The 18,735-nt window shown below is 38.6% G+C and carries 12 protein-coding genes; 4 read left to right on the top strand and 8 right to left on the bottom strand.

The window, feature by feature from the left end:
• Positions 1-3: 3 nt before the first annotated feature.
• A complete protein-coding gene (locus tag H4O18_RS17590; RefSeq protein ID WP_187587024.1) occupies positions 4-2,961 on the bottom strand; it encodes a SusC/RagA family TonB-linked outer membrane protein in 2,958 nt (985 codons plus the stop codon).
• A gap of 663 nt (positions 2,962-3,624) precedes the next feature.
• Positions 3,625-7,806: a hybrid sensor histidine kinase/response regulator transcription factor gene (locus H4O18_RS17595; RefSeq protein ID WP_187587026.1), complete on the bottom strand. Its 4,182-nt coding sequence runs from the start codon at positions 7,804-7,806 to the stop codon at positions 3,625-3,627.
• A gap of 255 nt (positions 7,807-8,061) precedes the next feature.
• Between H4O18_RS17595 and H4O18_RS17600 the strand changes: the two genes are divergently transcribed.
• The 4 genes from H4O18_RS17600 to H4O18_RS17615 all read left to right on the top strand — a co-directional run bounded on the left by H4O18_RS17600 (position 8,062) and on the right by H4O18_RS17615 (position 11,572).
• Entirely contained in the window at positions 8,062-9,576 is a 1,515-nt protein-coding gene (locus H4O18_RS17600; protein WP_187587027.1) for a helicase HerA-like domain-containing protein, read from the top strand.
• Positions 9,577-9,640: 64 nt separating this feature from the next.
• Complete coding sequence (locus H4O18_RS17605) at positions 9,641-10,189, top strand: hypothetical protein (RefSeq protein ID WP_187587029.1); 549 nt, start codon at positions 9,641-9,643, stop codon at positions 10,187-10,189.
• 13 nt (positions 10,190-10,202) lie between these two features.
• Positions 10,203-11,042, top strand: coding sequence for an alpha/beta fold hydrolase (locus H4O18_RS17610; RefSeq protein ID WP_187587031.1), 840 nt, complete (start codon positions 10,203-10,205; stop codon positions 11,040-11,042).
• 104 nt (positions 11,043-11,146) lie between these two features.
• Positions 11,147-11,572, top strand: coding sequence for a VOC family protein (locus H4O18_RS17615; RefSeq protein WP_187587033.1), 426 nt, complete (start codon positions 11,147-11,149; stop codon positions 11,570-11,572).
• 61 nt (positions 11,573-11,633) lie between these two features.
• Here the strand turns inward: H4O18_RS17615 and H4O18_RS17620 are convergent, their stop codons facing one another.
• From H4O18_RS17620 to H4O18_RS17650, 6 genes are all read right to left on the bottom strand, one after another.
• A complete protein-coding gene (locus H4O18_RS17620; protein ID WP_187587035.1) occupies positions 11,634-12,470 on the bottom strand; it encodes a sugar phosphate isomerase/epimerase family protein in 837 nt (278 codons plus the stop codon).
• A gap of 15 nt (positions 12,471-12,485) precedes the next feature.
• Positions 12,486-13,457 carry an aldo/keto reductase gene (locus tag H4O18_RS17625; RefSeq protein ID WP_187587037.1) on the bottom strand — a complete coding sequence of 324 codons (972 nt, stop codon included), beginning with the start codon at positions 13,455-13,457 and terminating at the stop codon, positions 12,486-12,488.
• Positions 13,458-13,507: 50 nt separating this feature from the next.
• Positions 13,508-14,368: an alpha/beta hydrolase gene (locus tag H4O18_RS17630; protein WP_246474395.1), complete on the bottom strand. Its 861-nt coding sequence runs from the start codon at positions 14,366-14,368 to the stop codon at positions 13,508-13,510.
• A gap of 60 nt (positions 14,369-14,428) precedes the next feature.
• Positions 14,429-15,616 carry an enoyl-ACP reductase FabV gene (gene fabV, locus H4O18_RS17635; protein ID WP_187587039.1) on the bottom strand — a complete coding sequence of 396 codons (1,188 nt, stop codon included), beginning with the start codon at positions 15,614-15,616 and terminating at the stop codon, positions 14,429-14,431.
• A gap of 163 nt (positions 15,617-15,779) precedes the next feature.
• Entirely contained in the window at positions 15,780-16,943 is a 1,164-nt protein-coding gene (locus H4O18_RS17640; protein WP_187587041.1) for a dipeptidase, read from the bottom strand.
• A 500-nt stretch (positions 16,944-17,443) separates the two neighbouring features.
• On the bottom strand, positions 17,444-18,481 hold the full coding sequence (locus tag H4O18_RS17650; RefSeq protein WP_187587045.1) for a sensor histidine kinase: 1,038 nt from the start codon (positions 18,479-18,481) through the stop codon (positions 17,444-17,446).
• Positions 18,482-18,735 lie beyond the last annotated feature (254 nt).

An 18,735-nucleotide genomic window follows, 5' to 3' on the forward strand; every position in this document is an offset into this window, starting at 1 on the left:
TTTTTAAAATTTTAAATTTAAACCTAAAGTAAATGTTTTTGATGTCGGCAAGGCCCCAATATCTACACCTGCCAGCCTATCGTTTTCACCACCATTGCTAACTTCAGGATCTAAACCGGAATAATTGGTGATAGTAATTAAATTTTGGGCACTGACATATAGCCTTAAGGATTCGGCACCCATAGCATCTAAAGCATTGACATCCCTTAGGGTGTAACCCAATGATATATTTTTCAACCTAATAAACGAACCATCCTCAATGAATTCCGACGATTGGCTTTGAGTATTGGTGGCGTTCAAAGATGGAAGGGGGGCTGAGGTGTTGCTCGCCGTCCATGTGTTTCTTAATTCAGCAGATGTTCCGAATGGGATTCTACCGTCACGTCCTATAATAAGGGACCGCGCACGGTTGAAGACATCATTGCCCGAAACCCCTTGAAAAAAGAAATTCAGGTCGAACCCTTTATAGGACATATTATTGTTGATTCCAAAAGTAAAATCTGGATTGGCGTCTCCAATAATGTCTTGATCAGCTGCATAAATTGCATTCCCATCGGCCGAATTTACACCTTCGTAAATAAACCCGTAGAACACGCCTATAGGCTCTCCAACACGAACAATGGAAGGCGCCGGAATGGAACCGCCAACGGTTAAACCAGGAAATACTTCAGTTTCATCGCCAATTAAACTTAACACCTTGTTTTTATTACTTGATAAATTGGCGCTAAAATCCCACAAAAAGTTTTCATTTTGGACAATTCTTCCGGTAAGGTTAATGTCAAATCCTTTGTTCTCGACCTCTCCAGCATTTACTACTTGATCAACCCTTCCGGTAAAACGCGGTACTTGTCTTGTAAGTAATAAATCCTCCGTCTTTTTGGAATAGTACTCTAGCGTTAAATTGAATCTATCATTTAAAATACCCACATCCAAACCTATATTTGTCTGTACCGTTGTCTCCCATGTAAGATCCGGGTTGGCAAGTCTGGTACCCGGTAGTATAGCGGTGCTTCCAGTGGCCCCGCCATTGGGGATCCATGGATTATTTCTTAATAAATTAAGTGCGTCACTTGTTCCAATGAGCTCATTACCGGTTTGTCCCCATCCCCCTCGAAGTCTTAACGTGCTTATGGTTTCAGATGTAAAAAATTCTTCGTTATTAATATTCCAACCTAAGGCAAAAGAGCTAAATACCCCTCCCTGATCTTTTAGAAAAACACTTGACTCATCATACCTTACAGAACCCGTTACTAAATATCGAGAATCGTAATTATAGGTTGCCCTACCAATGGCCGATCTTAATGTACGTTCCGAAACTCCACTGCCAATGGTCTGCGTATCTGCGAGACCTATATTGTCAAAACCTGTACTGGCCGTGTAAAAACCTCTACCATCTGCATTGAACCCGGTAGAAAGGTTCTTCCTTTCTTCAAAAATAGCAGTTGCATTTAAATTGTGCTTTTCATTAAACGTATTATCATAATTAAGTCTAAATGCATATTGAGTCTTATTACTGTTATTGGCATTTTGCCCGGCAGTAATTTGTGCAGCATCATTATTGGCAGGGTTAAAATACGCCACGGCAATATTAGCGTAATCTATACCTCCACTTACGTTAAAGTCCAAATTTTCTACAAGATTGTAATTTAAAGCAACATTTGCCTGCACTCTATTTACGGAACTTGTTCCTATACTTTCCCTAGCAGTAAATATTGGATTCGTAAGAACGGACTCCTGAACACCGCCGATAACCAAAGTTTGTCTATTGTAATTCCCGTTGGCATCAAAAATGGGCGTTGTTTTATCAAAACCTACCGCACCTAACGCTAATCCGGCACCAAAACCTGGGTCATTATTCAATCCCTCTTGGCGAATAAGGTTAAGGGATGTACTCAAGTTTAATTTATCCGTTAAATCTGCATTAATATTAGATCGTAAAGAATATCTTTTAAAATTGGTATTAATGGCAAGACCTTCCTGATCCAAGTAGTTGCCGGAAACATAATAATTCATTTTTTCCGACCCACCCCTAAACGAAATCTGATAGTTTTGAGCAATTGCCGTTCTATAGACCTCTTCTTGGTAATCGACTGATTTTGCTATAAAGTCATTTATTTTTTGCTGGGAATCAAATACAGGTATTGGGTTTCCGGTTGCACCAATATTTTTTGTGTTGGCAAAATCTATAAATTCTGACGCACTCAACAAATCAATAGAATCCGAGGGATCTGAAAAACTTATATAAGATCCAAATTCGATGATACTTTTTCCATCAGCACCCTTTTTCGTTGTAATTATAATTACACCATTGGCAGCTCGGTTACCATAAATCGCGGAAGAACTAGCATCTTTCAAAACACTAATGGATTGGATATCCGATGGATTCACCGAGTTAATATCCACATCGATAAGTCCGTCAACCACAACAAGCGGAGAGTTACTACCCGTTATTGAGTTGCTACCCCGCACCCGAATCTTCAATCCGGCTCCCGGTGCACCTGAATTTTGGGTAAGTTGAACTCCTGATGCCCTTCCTTGAAGCGCCTGATCCACATTTATCAATGGACTTTTCTCCAGTTCCTTACTCCCTACTACGGAAACGGCTCCTGTTAAATCCTCCTTTTTGACAGATTTCCCATAACCTACAACAACTACCTCCTCCAACAAAGCAGCATCTTCCTGTAATTGCACATCTATGGTTTCCTGTCCTGTATACTCAATTTCTTGGGTAAGATATCCTATGTAGGATACAACTATGACGTCGCCGGTATTTACGGCGATTTCATAATTTCCGTCAAAATCTGTAACCGTACCTGTTGTAGTGCCTTTAATTACAATATTGGCACCAGGAATTGGTCCGGATACATCGGTTACGACCCCTTGGACCGTTTGGGCATAAATAACACTTCCAAGGCATAGAAATACCGGAAATATCAGGTTCTTAAATAATTTGTTTTTCATAATGTTGAATGTAGTTTAAGTTAGTATAAAATTGTATGTCTCCTATTGGTCATCAATAGGTCTATTAAGTGTATTACCCTTATAGGATAAAAACGATAAAAAAAATCAAGAGTCCAACTATGGCTATTATCAACAGCATTTCAATCAACTGCTTCCATTTGAATTTTGAATTATTCATTTTCATTCTATCAAATGTTAAATAAATATTAAAAAGCAGCTGCCATTCATCGTGCAGCAGATAGAACTTTTGCTGCAACTTGCCTATAAACCGACATAATGCAACATCCGTTTTATCCTTTACAACATTTTTTCTAGGCTATATTAACCCTTTAGGGTTGAAGTGCTCAGGCAACTCCACTTTTAAATGGACTTTGACAATATGTTAACTTACTCTGAGCCCAATTTTCATGAAATGTAATTAGCACAAAGGGCAGAACTTGTTGTCAGTGCGATCGTCTATTTGGTTTGAAGAATTTTACTGATAAAAGTATATGGCCATTTTAGCGACATCACTTATATCCATTAGAAGTTTATATACCTACAACTTGTTAAAACATGAACAATAACAAATGCAAACCTATTTGAAGTATATTTAAAAGAGTACGAATTAGCCGAAAGATTATGAAAGCAATATATTTCCCGGTAATCACAAGAGGGTAAAAATTAGGATTTAAGGGGTACTACTTCTGTGGGGAGTATTCCAAAATGTTCTTTAAAACATTTTGTAAAATATGAAGGAGTGGAGAACCCCACCTTGTAACATACCTCGCTAATATTGGTATTTCCCATTTCAATAATCTGTTTGGCCCTTTCTATCCTAATATTGCGCAAAAATTCATTGGCCGTCTGATTGGTCAATGCCTTTATTTTTCTATAAAACTGACTCCTGCTCAAATTTAAATGTGATGCCAAAGCCTCTACACTTAAGTCTGGATCATCAATATTTTTATTGATGTAATTCAAAACTTTTTCAATAAAATCCTTATCCAAGGAGTTAGTATTCTTGTTCACTGGTACATCACTGATAACACTGAAATATTTATTGAAAATTAGTTGCCTACTGGTTATTAGTTGCGATAACCTTAGTCTTAGCAGTCTTAAATCGAAAGGTTTAACCATATAAGCATCTGCTCCCGTTTCAATCCCTTCCATTCTATCATCTATCCGCGCTTTTGCCGTAAGCATCAATAAAGGTATATGACTGGTCCTCAAATCCCCCTTAATTTTTTTACAAAATTCAAAACCATCCATTTCGGGCATAATAACATCTGTAATAATAATATCGGGAAGTGCCGACTTGGCCAATTCCAAGCCCTCCTTGCCATTTTTGGCCAAAAGTATCTTATATTGATTTTTAAGTTCATTCCTTAAGTAATTCCTCAGTTCAGGATTATCTTCAACGATCAACAATGTATACGAACTGGTAACCTCATCCAAATCTACCACCGTTTCTAATTGCTCTTTGGTATTAGTAAGTATAAATGGTTCATTATGGGTATCACGCTCTTTTACATCCAACAAAATCTCGTTTGTTTTATAATGCGCATTTCCTTTGGGCAGTATAATCCGAAAGGTAGTACCACTACCAACCTCGCTCTTAACTTCAATTTTCCCTTTGTGCAGTTCCACAAAACTTTGGACCACCTCCAAACCAATACCTGTTCCTCCGTAATAGGTCTTATTCAAGTTTTCCACTTGATAAAACCTTTCAAAAATTCTTTTCGTTTCTTCAGGCTTAAGTCCAGGCCCGGTATCTGAAATAATTATTTCCACTCCTTGCGTAGGATTGTTGCTATCTACCAGTGGCAATGAATACATTTCGTCTTTTGACAATATTTCGATATTGATGGCTCCCCCCTCGGGCGTCACCTTAAAAGCATTGGATAAAACATTGAAAATAATTTTTTCCAACATACTCTCGTCTGCCCAAAGCATTAGATCATCAGTATCCGAATCCAAACTAAGATGTATATTTTTTTCAAGGGCCTCCTCCTTAAAATGGCTAACTACTTCTTTGGCAAGGTTCACCAAATTAAGTTTATGTGCCCTTACTCCGATTTTATTCAATTCCAATTTTCTAAAGTCCAACAACTCATTTACCAATCTATAAAGTCGATCTGTGTTTTTATAAATGGTTTTGTGTTTTTCCTTAATTCTTGACGGAAGGGCTAAACTGTCATCCTTTAATATATCCCTAAGTGGATTAATAATTAAAGTAAGCGGTGTTCTAAACTCATGGGATATATTAGTGAAAAATTGAAACTTTTTTTCATCCAATTTCTTTTCCTGCAACCTTTTTTCGCGTTCCGAATATATCTGTTGCTTTTCCCTTATTCTGGACTGTGTCATTTTATTTAGTAGGAATACACCTAGAATAAATAGAATTACATATGAGAATAGGGCCCAATTTGTTTTCCACCAAGGTGGTAAAATAACAATTTGTAATATTAAGGGAGAAGCGTTCCAAACGCCATCGTTATTGGCCGCTTTTAATTTGAAGGTATAATTTCCTGGGTCTAGATTGGTATAGGTTGCACTCCTTTTTTTGCCGACATAATTCCACGATTCTTCGTAACCCTCCAGATAATAGGCATATTCATTTTTTTCCGGACGTGTAAAGTTGATCCCCGAATATTCAATGGTAAAAACCGATTGATTTTGTTTTAAGACCAAACTATCTGTTTCTGAGATTACTTTTTTTAGTGGGGAATCTTTCTGAGTCGGCAGGACTTTTTCATTGAACAATCTAAACTCTGATAAATACAGGGAGGTCTCATTGGTATTGGTAATAATCACTGAAGGATTAAAATAATTTACACCCTGATACCCACCAAAATAAATTGTGCCCATATCATCTATAAAGGTTGCGTTGATATTAAAGTCATTGGAAAGTAGGCCATCGTCAGTGGTAAAATTGCTGAATTCACTGGTATTTACATCCATTTTCGAAATCCCCGCATTACCCCCTACCCAAATGTTGCCATCCAAACTTTGAATAATACCGCAGACATTTTCTTCTTCCAAGCCTTTACGTTTATCGTACCAAATAAAAGTATCGGAATTAGGCCGGTAGTTACATAGGCCTGCTCCTTTAGTCCCTACCCAAATAGTGAGGTCATTGCTTTCGTAAAGTGACAAAATGTAATTGGATGCGGAATTATTGGTAGACTCCCGAGACATTCTATCCACCATGGAAACCACCGAAAATTTTTGGCCTGCCTGCTTCGTGATCTTATACAGCCCTTGGGTGGTACCCACCCATAAATTGTCCTGAAAATCAACCAAAACCTTATAAACACTGCTACTATTGACTCCTTGATCAGTAAAAGACTGGGAATTGTATTGTTTAAACTGTTTTGTTTTTGGGTCGTAGGAATGTAAACCGTTGTGATATGTCCCGATCCAAACAATACCTTTCTTATCCTCATCAAAACTCATTACCGTATTGGAGGTTAAACCACCTTGGGTATTAGTGATGTTGTAGTTCATGAATCTATTAGATCCTTTTTTCAAATAATAGATCCCCCCATCCCAACTTCCTGCCCAGATATTTTCTCTACTATCAATAAAAATGGTCTGTATATAATCACTGGTCAGCCCCGAATATTCTTTATTGCTGCCCTTATTTATATGAGTGTAATCATTATTTTTCAAATCCAAAATATCTATTCCGCCACCATCCATTCCTATCCATAGCTTACCCGAGGGGTCTTCTACAATAGAGGTAACCGAACTAATTTGCAAAGAATTTGGGTTGTTGTACAGACTTTCTATGTCTTTAAACTTGTCATATAACTTATCATATACAGCTACTCCTTTATTATAATAGCCAAGCCATATTTTTTGATCATTATCCAAATACAAAGTCCATATAGAGTTTGACAAGAGGCTTTTTTCATCCTTTTTATTGATTATATAATGATTCAATACTTCTCCGTCAGCATTTAAATGAAACAAACCATCGTTTTCCGTCCCGCACATCAGCGTACCATCGGGAAGTGCCATTAGTGTAAAAAACGGATGGGTAGAAAAGGCGTACCTTTCCAAAACCGCTGGTTCACCAACAGTGGAATTCCCCAAATTAACCTTATACAGGCCATCTGATAGCGTTCCTACCCAAATATTCTCGGTGTCATCAATAAGCAATGACCTTACAGAGACCTCAATAGATTCCAGTCTTCCATTTCTCCATAGTTTAAATGGTTCCAGAACCCCCGTTTGCGCATCTATTGAAAATAGCCCCATATTGGTGCCGGCATAAATTTTTCCACTGGCATCCTTTTGTATAGCACGAACAACCAGGGATTGTTCGACATTGGTTTTACGAACCTGGACTCTTTCCGCTTCAAAACTATCTAGATTCATTTTGAGCATTCCTTTCCGATACGAACCAATTAGTAGATTACCCTGACTATCCTCTTTTAGTGCAATTACATGGATAATTGAACCATCAGCCGATTTGGAGGGTAAAATCGGTATTTGCTTGAACTGATCCTTGTTTCGATCGTAAAGGCTCAACCCCGCTTCGGTTCCTACCCATAATCTATTTTTACTGTCCAAATAAGTACAATTGACCTGGTTACTACCAATGGAAGTGGAATCGTTAATATTATGTTTATACGATTTATAATCAATACCATCGTAACGGTACAAACCGGATCCGTTGGTCCCTATCCAAATAAAATCATGGTCGTCCTTTAAGATAGAGTATACCCCCACCTTGGACATTCCTTCCTTTATATTGACGAAATTAAATTTTGGAACAGCTTTTTGAGACCATGAATATGGAATAAAAAGGCATATGAGGATAAAAAAACTACAGATTCTTCTAAAATCTTTGGTCATTCTGTTTTAATTATTCTGGCTAACTGAAAATACCCTTAAAATAGGGATAATAATCCAAATCCAATAAAATATCTAATAAACGTCCTATAAATTGTGCCTGGGAAATTTACTTGGAATATCAACAAAGCTATTCCAATTGTTTCCTACCCATAATCTCTATTTAGTACCCAAAAATATAAAGGTTGGGGAATAACTTCAAAATCAACAACTTTTCTTTTGACTAAAATTAGCCTATTTTTATCAAAAATTAGCCCAATGGACATCAAAGACAGATTCTTTGCACATATAGAGGAAGGATATACCACAAAAGGGGACTTTATTACTATGGGAGCGGCCATGCTAAATGGGGAGACCATAACCAATGCACATGTAAAAATCCCGTTAAAGACCCTTAACCGCCATGGTCTCATTGCTGGGGCAACCGGTACCGGAAAGACAAAAACATTACAGATAATAGCAGAAAATTTATCGGATAAAGGTATTCCGGTATTGCTAATGGACCTTAAAGGGGATTTAAGTGGTCTGGCGCAACCCAGTCCTGGTCACCCAAAAATTGATGAACGTCACGCCAAAATAGGTATACCTTTTGCACCTTCGGCTTTTCCGGTGGAAATACTTTCCCTTTCCGAGCAGGATGGTGTAAAATTACGTGCCACGGTTTCAGAATTTGGCCCAGTCCTTTTAAGCCGTATCTTAGATCTTTCCGTAACCCAAGAGGGTATTGTTGCCGTTGTTTTTAAATATTGTGATGACAATAAGCTTCCGCTGCTAGACCTAAAAGACTTTAAAAAAGTACTGCAATACGCTACCGAAGAGGGCAAAAAAGAGTTCTCCGATTCCTATGGCCGAATCTCCACCAGTTCTACCGGAACTATTCTAAGAAAAATAATAGAACTGGAACAGCAAGGTGCCGATCTGTTCTTTGGAGAAAAATCATTTGATGTAGAGGACCTTACCCGAATTGATGAAAATGGCAGGGGTTATATCAATATTCTTCGCTTAACGGATATACAGGACAGACCTAAATTATTCTCAACCTTTATGCTGAGTCTATTGGCGGAAATTTACGACACTTTTCCGGAACAAGGTGATACCGGGAGACCGGAATTGGTCCTTTTTATAGATGAGGCTCACCTAATTTTCAACGAGGCTTCAAAAGCACTTCTAAATCAAATAGAGAACATTGTAAAATTAATACGCTCCAAAGGTATCGGGGTGTATTTTGTGACTCAAAATCCGACAGATGTTCCTGATGCCGTTTTATCCCAATTAGGATTAAAGGTGCAACATGCCTTACGGGCATTTACGGCAAAAGATAGAAAAGCCATAAAGCTCACCGCAGAAAATTATCCCATTTCAGAATTTTATGACACCAAGGAAGTCCTAACCTCCCTAGGAATTGGCGAGGCCTTAATTTCCGCCCTTGATGAAAAGGGAAGACCAACACCTTTGGCCGCCACCATGCTAAGGGCCCCTATGAGCCGTATGGATGTTCTGACGGACAAGGAATTAAAGGAGGTAATAGACAGTTCAAAATTGGTTAGAAAATACAACGAAACCATTGACCGGGAAAGTGCCTATGAGCTACTTAACGTAAAGATTGAACGGGCAGAAAAGCTAGCTGAAGAAGAAAAGTCCACCTCGAGCAGTAGATCTAAAAGATCAACGAGCAGAAGAGCAAGTACACGTCAAAATCCGGTGATAAAAGTATTGACCAGTGCTACTTTTATAAGGGGCGTTTTAGGGGTGCTAAAAAAAGTGATGCGTTGATCTCTTCCTATATACATTATAAAAAAACAAGAACTAATTAATAAAGTATTCCTTTATACAACAGATGATAAGAAAATCGATTTTCACCGTGGCATTAACGTCACTACTATTTATTCAATGTAACACCAATACAGATTTTGTCATTGCCAAAGACCAAGTGGGCAAATTGCAAAAATCCAACACTATTGAAGAACTTGAAACCATATTTGCTGCTGACTCCATAGTTAGGGATACTACTTTGACCAGAATTGGCGCAGCTGTGAAAAAAATCAATATCTATGAAAAAGGGGGCAAACAATTGCTGACCCTTACTCCAAATACGGATAGTATTCCAAAAATTGGGATTATACGTATTTATGACCCTAGGTATGTTACCGAAAAAGGAGTTGGACTCAATAGTACATTTAAGGATATTGAGGACAAGCACACCATCAAAAAAATTACTTCGGCCCTTAACAATATAGTCATATTCCTAAAGGATTCCGACGCCTATTTTACTATTGCGAAGACAGAACTTCCGAGCAATTTACAATATGGATCCAGCACCAATATTGAAGCTGTTCAGATTCCTGATAATGCCAAAATAAAATACATGATGGTGGGCTGGGACTAGCTAAAACTATCCTATGCAAAAATTATTATACCATATTCTAGCACTATCCTATGGTGCCTACTTTAATTCCATAGCCCTACTCTCTGAAAAGGAAGTGGGCCAGAAGGCCTTCAAACTTTTTAGTACCCCAAGAAAAGGTAGGGTTTTACCCGAACAGGAGGAATACTTACAAAAGTTTCTAGGAGAAAGGATATTGGCAAACAATACTAGCCTACAGACCTATCAATGGCCTGGGGCACAGGAAACCGTCTTATTATTACACGGTTGGGAAAGCAATGCCTTTAGGTGGCGGAATCTCATTGAAAAATTACAGGAAAGGGAATTTAATATCATTGCCTTCGATGCTCCAGGCCATGGGTATTCCGAAGGTAAAAATCTGAATGTGGTCACCTATGCCGAAAGTGCCCGGCATCTTATAGACATGTACCAACCAAAATATATAATTGGGCATTCTATGGGCGGACTTGCCACACTCCACAACCAATATCAAAATCCAAATACCTCCATCGAAAAAATAGTGACCCTCGGGGCTCCGGCAGAACTGTCAGAATTGATGGCCCATTATCAGAATCTACTTAAATTCAACAACAAGGTTTTAAAGGGTTTGGACCAACATCTTTACGAGCATCACAATTTTCGAATCAATGATATTTCCACACCCAAGTTTGCAAAATCCATCACACAAAAAGGATTGATCATACATGATGAATGGGATACCATAACTCCCTTTAGCGCCTCGGAACGACTACACAAAAACTGGAAAAACAGCAGATTGATCAAAACCCAGGGGCTTGGCCATTCCTTGCATCAGGAAGACCTCAACCTACAGATCGCCGATTTTTTAAAGGCTTAAAATTTTGGGCCATTTCCAGATTCTGGGATATCTACTTCTTTAATATTGCTTATTTTTAGGTCTTGGGACTAGGCCCTAATACTAAAAATATAACACATTTATATATGTCAGAAATAACACCCTTCCATATTGCCATACCAGTACATAATTTGGCCGACTGCCGCACCTTTTACGGGGAGATATTAAATTGTGAAGAAGGAAGAAGCAGTGACCATTGGGTAGATTTTAATCTATTTGGCCACCAATTGGTGATTCATTACAAACCAAAATCCAAGGAAGAAGAATTGCACGTTAATCCGGTAGATGGCAAAAATGTACCCGTACCCCATTATGGAGTAGTGCTACCATGGGATACCTTTATAACCTTTTCGGAAGAACTTATTGGCAAAGGGGTCAACTTTGTTATAGAGCCCTATATCCGATTTAAAGGGGAGGTTGGCGAACAGGCCACCATGTTCTTTTTGGATCCTGCCGGAAATGCGCTGGAATTCAAAGCTTTTAAAGATATAGGACAATTATTTGCAAAATAACCACCCCACAGTCCATGACATTTTATTCCTTTAATTATTCAACATAGAGAACCTAAAAAATCTATAGATTTTTCATAAACTTCATATTGTGCTCCATACTCTCAAAAGGGGTACTGGCATACTCCTCTTGCTCTATAAAAATATATTCTAATCCAGATTCCTTTTTATGCTCAAGCATTTGGGCAATATTCAATCCTCCCTTTCCAAACTCGGTGCTTTCTTTTTTCACCATATCCATATCCTTTAGATGCCATAAAGGAAATCTCCCCTCATAGCGTTTAAAATAGTCCAAGGGATCCTTTCCTGCCACGACTACCCATCCCAGATCAAGTTCCATATGCACAAGGTCTGGTTGTGTATTGTTCAATAAAATATCGTAGAATACTTCCCCATTTTCGGATTCAAATTCATATTCGTGGTTGTGGTACCCAAATTTTATATTTCTAGACTTACATTCTTCCCCGGCCTTATTGAAGGCCTCGGCAACCGACTTATAGTTATCCGCTGTTTGCCCTTCAGTGGGCATGGAAGAACAAATTAAATATTCCTGGCCGGACTCAGCGGCTTGATCCATGGTATTCTGCCAATTTTCGTCCAAGGCAACGTGACCACTCCTAAGTGTCATGCCAAGATCGCTGCAAACATCTTTCATTTCTTTAGGCTTTAGACCGTAATAAAGTCCTTTTGTGCTTCTAGCGGATTCAATTTGCTTAATTCCCAGTGCCGCTATTTTCTTTAAAGTTCCAACGGCATCTTCGGTCATTTCCTTCCGAAAGGTGTACAATTGTACCCCTAAATTTTTCTTGGGATTCTTTGCTAGCAAAGTAAACGATGGCAACAATACCACCCCCGCTGCCAACATCCCCGACTGAACTAAAAAATCTTTTCTGGTTGTCATATATTTATTCTTTTATTACTGCGACCATGAAGTGGGCTTCCTATCCCACCTGTGGCCTTTCAATTCCTGATATAACTCTTTGGACAAGCCCTTTCCATCACTCATTGCCGTATTCATTAGCACATTTTTTTCCTTGCGCATTCCAGGGATAATGGTACTTACCGTTTTGTTCATGGCAATAAAACGCAAAGCCATTTCGGGCATAGTCATTCCCTTAGGAACAATAGGTCTCAATAAATCTGCCTTTTCTGCACTCTGAATTAAATTTTCGGGAACAAAATAAGTCCCTCTCCAATCCCCTTCAGGGAAAGTAGTCTCCTTGGTAATATTTCCTGTCAAGGTTCCTTCATCAAAAGGAACCCGTGCAATAACGGCAATATCCAAAGCCTCACATAACGGAAAAAGAACATCTTCCGGGGCTTGATCAAAAATATTGTAAATCACCTGCACTGCGTCGAACATTCCAGTCTTAAGAGCCATAATCCCATTTTCGGGCTCCCAACGGTTAACACTGATACCCATGGCCGCAACCTTTCCGGACGTTTTTAAATCTTCCACCGCCCTTCGCCATTCTTCCCGATCGGTCCAACTGTCGTCCCAAGTATGGAATTGCATCAAATCTATTTGGTCCGCCCCTAAATTCTTAAGGGTCTTTTCCGTATACTCTAGAATATGGGAATTAGGATAGGATTCCTCCAGACTATACTCTGGCTTCGCCGGCCATTTAAAATTTTTCGCTGGAATCTTACTGGCAGTATATAATTTTTTATTGGGATGTCTTCGCAATAATTCGCCGAGTAATTTTTCACTGTGTCCATGCCCGTAAGCCCAAGCAGTATCAAAAAAATTAACACCGTTTTCCACGGCAAGATCTAACGCTTTGGCAGACAATAGGTCATCGGACTCGGTCCATCCACCCATGCCCCACATTCCATATCCTATTTCACTTACATCCCAATGGGTCTTACCAAATTTTCTTTTGATCATACTTTTTCTTTACTTTCTTGCTCCTTGAAATCCCGTACATTAATTATTTATCAATACTGATGAAAGGCATCGGAGACAAACTCCAATACCACAGGCAGGGATTCCCTCCAATAGGTCCAACTATGGCGACCTTCCCTTACCCTATATTCATGCGGTACATCTTTCTTTTTCATTGCAATATGCACCAAACTATTCCCTTCATAAAGAAAATCGTCATCACCACAATCTATAAACCATCTAACAGATTTCATGTCCTCTACCGATGAAGTTTGAATCAATGACAGTGCATTGTGTTTTTCGTGATAAGCGCTTACAACGCTGTCTTCATAATTCTCGTTATTACTTTTTAGCCGTTGTTTAAAATCGTCCAAACTTAGAGCACCGATATAGGCACTCAACGGACAAGCAGACGAAAACAATTCAGGATGGCGCAAGGCATACATGAACGAACCACCGCCTCCCATGGAAAGACCGGCAATTGCCCTATACCTTTTCTCACTCTTAATGCGATACTTTTTTTCAACAAATGGCATTAATTCCTCAAAAAAGAAATCTTCATAACGCCAATCCCCTTTAATGGAATTAAAATACCCCCTAGTTCCGGTATTGGCATCCGGCATAATAATGATCATAGGAGTAGTTTTTCCCTCTTTAATGGCATTGTCGGTAATACGTAACACCTCTCCGAATTGTACCCAGCCCGTTTGATCATCACCAGCACCATGTAATAAATAAAGTACCGGGTAGCTCCTATTGGAAGTTTCATAGTCCGGAGGTAAATACACAGCAAATTTCCTATCACTTTTGAGAATTTCACTCTTCATGGTAAGTGCGTCGAATACTTTTCCGCTCTGTCCCGCAACCGGTAATGCGAAAATGAGCACCCATAGCAATAGTACGTTCTTTATCATTTTATAATGGTTTCTTTATTACTGAAGGAATTAATTGAAGTGAGATTGAAAGCATCCTATTTATTGAAGCCCTGGAATTTCGACCATTTCGTTTACGTCTAAATCATAATCCACTCCGTCTACCATAAACCCGAACAAATTGAAGAAATCCTTTTCATAACCCTTAAGGTCCCCTATTTTCGGTAAGGATTCCGTGGTAGCCAACTTCCAAAGTTCTGCTACCTTGGCCTGTACATCATCTCTCATTTCCCAATCATCTATACGTATTCTCCCTTGATCATCTGTGGGCATATTATCTGCATACAAACGATCCTGGAACAAACGTTGAATCTGCTCTATACATCCTTCATGTATACCCTCCTCCTTCATTACCTTGTACAATAGGGATATATATAATGGAATAACCGGAATGGCAGAACTAGCTTGGGTAACCAATGCCTTGTTAACAGATACATAAGCATTGCCATTTAATGGTTTTAAACTGTCCGTTATGGCAAAAGCTGTAGATTCCAAATGATCCTTGGCACGACCAATGGTTCCTTTTCTATACACAGCTTCGGTAAGTGATGGCCCAATATAAGAGTAGGCTATGGTTGTAAATCCCTCAGAAAGCAATTCTTCCTTTTTTAAGGCATCGATCCACATTTTCCAATCTTCACCTCCCATAACCGCTACCGTATTCTCTATGTCATCCCCTTGAGCAGGTTCAATGGACACCTCCGATATTACTCCTGTATGAAAGTCGACCGTTTTATTTTGAAATTTGCCACCGATTGGTTTTAAAACCGATTTATATTTTACTCCAGTATCTGGATGTGTCCTTACCGGAGAAGCCAAACTATAGATAACCATATCTATTTTACCTAAATCAGCTTTGATCAGATCTAGGGTTTGTTTTTTAATTTCATTTGAAAAGGCATCCCCGTTGATGCTTTTTGCGTAAAGCCCTGCCTTATTTGCTTCTTTTTCGAAGGCTGCACTGTTGTACCATCCTGGCGAAGCTGGACGTCCTTCTGAAGGTGGTTTTTCAAAAAACACTCCTATGGTAGAGGCCCCGGAACCAAATGCACTTGTAATCCTTGAGGCCAGACCAAAACCAGTCGAAGCCCCTATTACCAAAACTTTTTTTGCTCCGTCTATGGTCCCTTTGGACTTAACATATTCAATTTGATCAATAACATTTTGTTCGCACCCTTTAGGATGTGAGGTCAGGCAAATAAATCCGCGTGTTCTAGGCTCTATTATCATTTCTTAATTTATTTTTCGCACTTCCCTGAGGTAGGGGTATATCATGGTGCATATTATTTATAATTTTCCCAATTATCGAAGATATATAAAAGATTCAAAAGACAAAGTTGTAGCGGCCGAAATTGCATCTTTTAATGTGGATTTATATGTAATTAGCCCGATTCTAAGGTAATTGCTCTAACAAAAATCGCTTAACATTCTCGCCCATAATGGCTCTAATCTCATCTTCCGAAAACCCTTGGTTCATTAATTCCTGAACCAAAAAAGGCAGCCCGGTTACATCTATTGGGGTGGTAGCCGCACCATCAAAATCGGAACCTAGGGCCACATGATCAACGCCCACCAAATCCCGTACATATTTCATGGCCTCCGCAATATGTTTAATTTCCCCTTTAATGGCTCCCTTAAAAAACCCTATACCAATAAGTCCCCCTGAGGCAGCTATTCTTTTTATATGATGATCCGATATATTCCGGGGACTATCCTTGGTTCCCTTTACACCTGTGTGGGACACCAAAACAGGTTTTGTAGTTAGATCCAAAATATCATCGATCATTTTTGGCGACACATGTGCCACATCTATTATTACTCCCAATTGATTCATCTTATGAATTACCTCCCTACCAAAATCGGTAAGCCCCTCCCCTGACATACCGTGCGCAGACCCACCAAGTTCATTGTCAAAAAAATGGGTAGGAGCCATCATTCTGACCCCTTCGTAGTAAAGATTTTGTAGATTTTCCAATTTTCCTTCCAGGCAATGCGCTCCTTCAACACCCAAAAAACCGCCAATAACCTTAGGATCTACTCTCTTTAAATCTACTAAATGTTTCAAATCTTGAGCCGATTTTACCAATATAAACTTGCCATCATACTTCTTTGGGTAGTCATGTAATGCTCTTGCCTGATAAACAGCTCGCTTGTACAGGCTAAACCATTTGTCCGGCAACCGACCCTGCACAAAATTCAACATTGTAATTTTATCGAACGCATCTGCGCTATTCCGGTTGAAATTCTGTCCTTTAGGGGATTTGGTAACAATGGTAAACGCCTGTAAACTCATTTTAGCTTCCTGCATTCTCGGAAAATCCAAATGGGCATAATCCAGTCGTTTGGTCAGGTCACGATCCCACAGAAGGGCATCACAGTGCAGATCGGCAATAAATTGAAGGGATTTATACAGTTTCTTTGCTTCGGTCCCCAGTTCTCTTGGGTCGTTGTATTCCACTAGGTTCATCTGCCTGTCCAAAATAGGAGATGCGATAAGGGTTGTTAAGAAATAAAGGAATAGCACAAGGGCCAAAGTGTATCTAAGGATCTTTTTCATGCAAATTTACCACTTTAATTACCCAAAAATTAATGAATTAAAAATTAAAAACAGCTATAAACCCCATCGATTTATAAATCGATGGGGTTTATAGGTATTATTTATGTTATTCCAGCTTCAAAGAATCATTAAATATCACAAAACAAATGTGAAATTAAAACGTTATAAAACAAATTGAATTTGGATAAACCCACTAAACTCTGAACTCATGAAAAAAATAAGCTACTTAGCAACAGTTCTCTTTTGCATTATTGCCTTAAACAGTTGCACCAATGACGAAGATGACGAAAAAATTGATGTCCTAACACCAACCGACAGTACTCAAGTGATTCTTGAACCGACGGAATAGGGCAGAAAAAAGGGCGATTTGGAGATTATCATGCTCCAAATCGACCTTTTATTTTCTTTTTCCTTCCTTTATTGCCCGTTACAAGTCTAAATAGGTAACAGTAGAATTACTTAAAGGTTATAGTAAAGGTAACTCCCTTATTAACTTCACTTTATATGGCAATAGCACCTCCTAGGCTAGTAATATGATTATATACCAGATAGAGCCCAACCCCTTTACTATCGCCATTATGATGAAACTTTTGGTTTAACCCAAAAATTTTATCCCCAAACTTTTCCATGTCAAAACCAAGACCATTGTCGGTATAAATCAGCTGTTTCTTACCCTCTTCAACCCGTGTTGTTAAAGAAATAACAGGAGCAACATCCGGTCTTGCATATTTTATGGAATTGGTCAACAGATTTAGGAAAATACTTTCCATAAAATTTATGTTGTACCGTACACCTTTTAAACCGGAAAAATCGACCTTAAAAGTTACATTGGCATTATTCAACAAGGAACTGATGGATAATTTAACTTGTTTGAGTACCATCATGAAATCTACCTCTTCCAATTCTATCTTCGCAGAATCTTTATTGCTCAATAGGTCTACGTACTTGTTTAGGGATTTGTTAAGTCCCTCCGTAGCCATCTTCATATAATCCAAGGTTTCCAATACATCGGCATCATCAATTTTACTAAAATCCAGAAATCCAAAAATGGATAATAAATTGTTTACCGGCGACCTTAAATTATGAGAAGTAGTATAATTTAGTTGTTTTAATTCTTGGTTTTTATTTACAAGGTTTACAAGATGGTCTATCCGCTCTTTCTCCAATTTCTTTTTATGGGTAATATTTTTAGCTATGGCGTATATCAATTTTTCGTCCTCCAAGGGAATCGAAGTCCAATGCAACCAGATTATCTCCCCAGATTTGCAGACATATCTATTTTCATAATTGACCAAGGGTACATTATTTTTTAAATTATCCCTATATCGTGCCGTTAGGTCCCTATCTTCCTCAAAGATAAATTCTCGTATTTTTCTTGAAAATAACTCTTCCTCCGAATAACCCAGTAGTTGTATCAGAGCAGGGTTTACTTTTTTAAAATAACCATCAAAACCCGCTATACACAGCAGGTCCATGGAAAGGTTAAAAAACGGCTCAAGGCTAAGGTTTTTAGTATTCTGTATACGGGATTCTGGCATTGTGGAAATATACGGTTTTTTATTAAAAGCTAAAGGAAATTACTTTTTGAGATCTAAGGCCACTCTCTTTCACCCATAATTAAAAGCATCCGAATTCCCATTAGATTGCTACTCGCCAAGGTATTAAATGTCTAGTCCTAAATAACCGTTACGGTTTATAGGATTAAAAATAGTTAATTAAGCTCAACGGCCATAGTGCCGTTGAGCTTTTGTGATTTATATGTTCTCATTGTTATCTCTTGTTGGCCGTGCAT

The organism is Arenibacter arenosicollis (genome assembly GCF_014397245.1).
GTDB lineage: Bacteria > Bacteroidota > Bacteroidia > Flavobacteriales > Flavobacteriaceae > Arenibacter > Arenibacter arenosicollis.

What these genes read in the sequence shown, in the direction of transcription:
- H4O18_RS17610 (WP_187587031.1), top strand. Translation starts at nt 10,203, where the DNA reads ATGCAAAAATTATTATACCATATTCTAGCACTATCCTATGGTGCCTAC.
- H4O18_RS17605 (WP_187587029.1), top strand. Translation starts at nt 9,641, where the DNA reads ATGATAAGAAAATCGATTTTCACCGTGGCATTAACGTCACTACTATTT.
- H4O18_RS17595 (WP_187587026.1), bottom strand. Translation starts at nt 7,806, where the DNA reads ATGACCAAAGATTTTAGAAGAATCTGTAGTTTTTTTATCCTCATATGC.
- H4O18_RS17620 (WP_187587035.1), bottom strand. Translation starts at nt 12,470, where the DNA reads ATGACAACCAGAAAAGATTTTTTAGTTCAGTCGGGGATGTTGGCAGCG.
- H4O18_RS17625 (WP_187587037.1), bottom strand. Translation starts at nt 13,457, where the DNA reads ATGATCAAAAGAAAATTTGGTAAGACCCATTGGGATGTAAGTGAAATA.
- H4O18_RS17590 (WP_187587024.1), bottom strand. Translation starts at nt 2,961, where the DNA reads ATGAAAAACAAATTATTTAAGAACCTGATATTTCCGGTATTTCTATGC.
- fabV (WP_187587039.1), bottom strand. Translation starts at nt 15,616, where the DNA reads ATGATAATAGAGCCTAGAACACGCGGATTTATTTGCCTGACCTCACAT.
- H4O18_RS17640 (WP_187587041.1), bottom strand. Translation starts at nt 16,943, where the DNA reads ATGAAAAAGATCCTTAGATACACTTTGGCCCTTGTGCTATTCCTTTAT.
- H4O18_RS17650 (WP_187587045.1), bottom strand. Translation starts at nt 18,481, where the DNA reads ATGCCAGAATCCCGTATACAGAATACTAAAAACCTTAGCCTTGAGCCG.
- H4O18_RS17630 (WP_246474395.1), bottom strand. Translation starts at nt 14,368, where the DNA reads ATGATAAAGAACGTACTATTGCTATGGGTGCTCATTTTCGCATTACCG.
- H4O18_RS17600 (WP_187587027.1), top strand. Translation starts at nt 8,062, where the DNA reads ATGGACATCAAAGACAGATTCTTTGCACATATAGAGGAAGGATATACC.
- H4O18_RS17615 (WP_187587033.1), top strand. Translation starts at nt 11,147, where the DNA reads ATGTCAGAAATAACACCCTTCCATATTGCCATACCAGTACATAATTTG.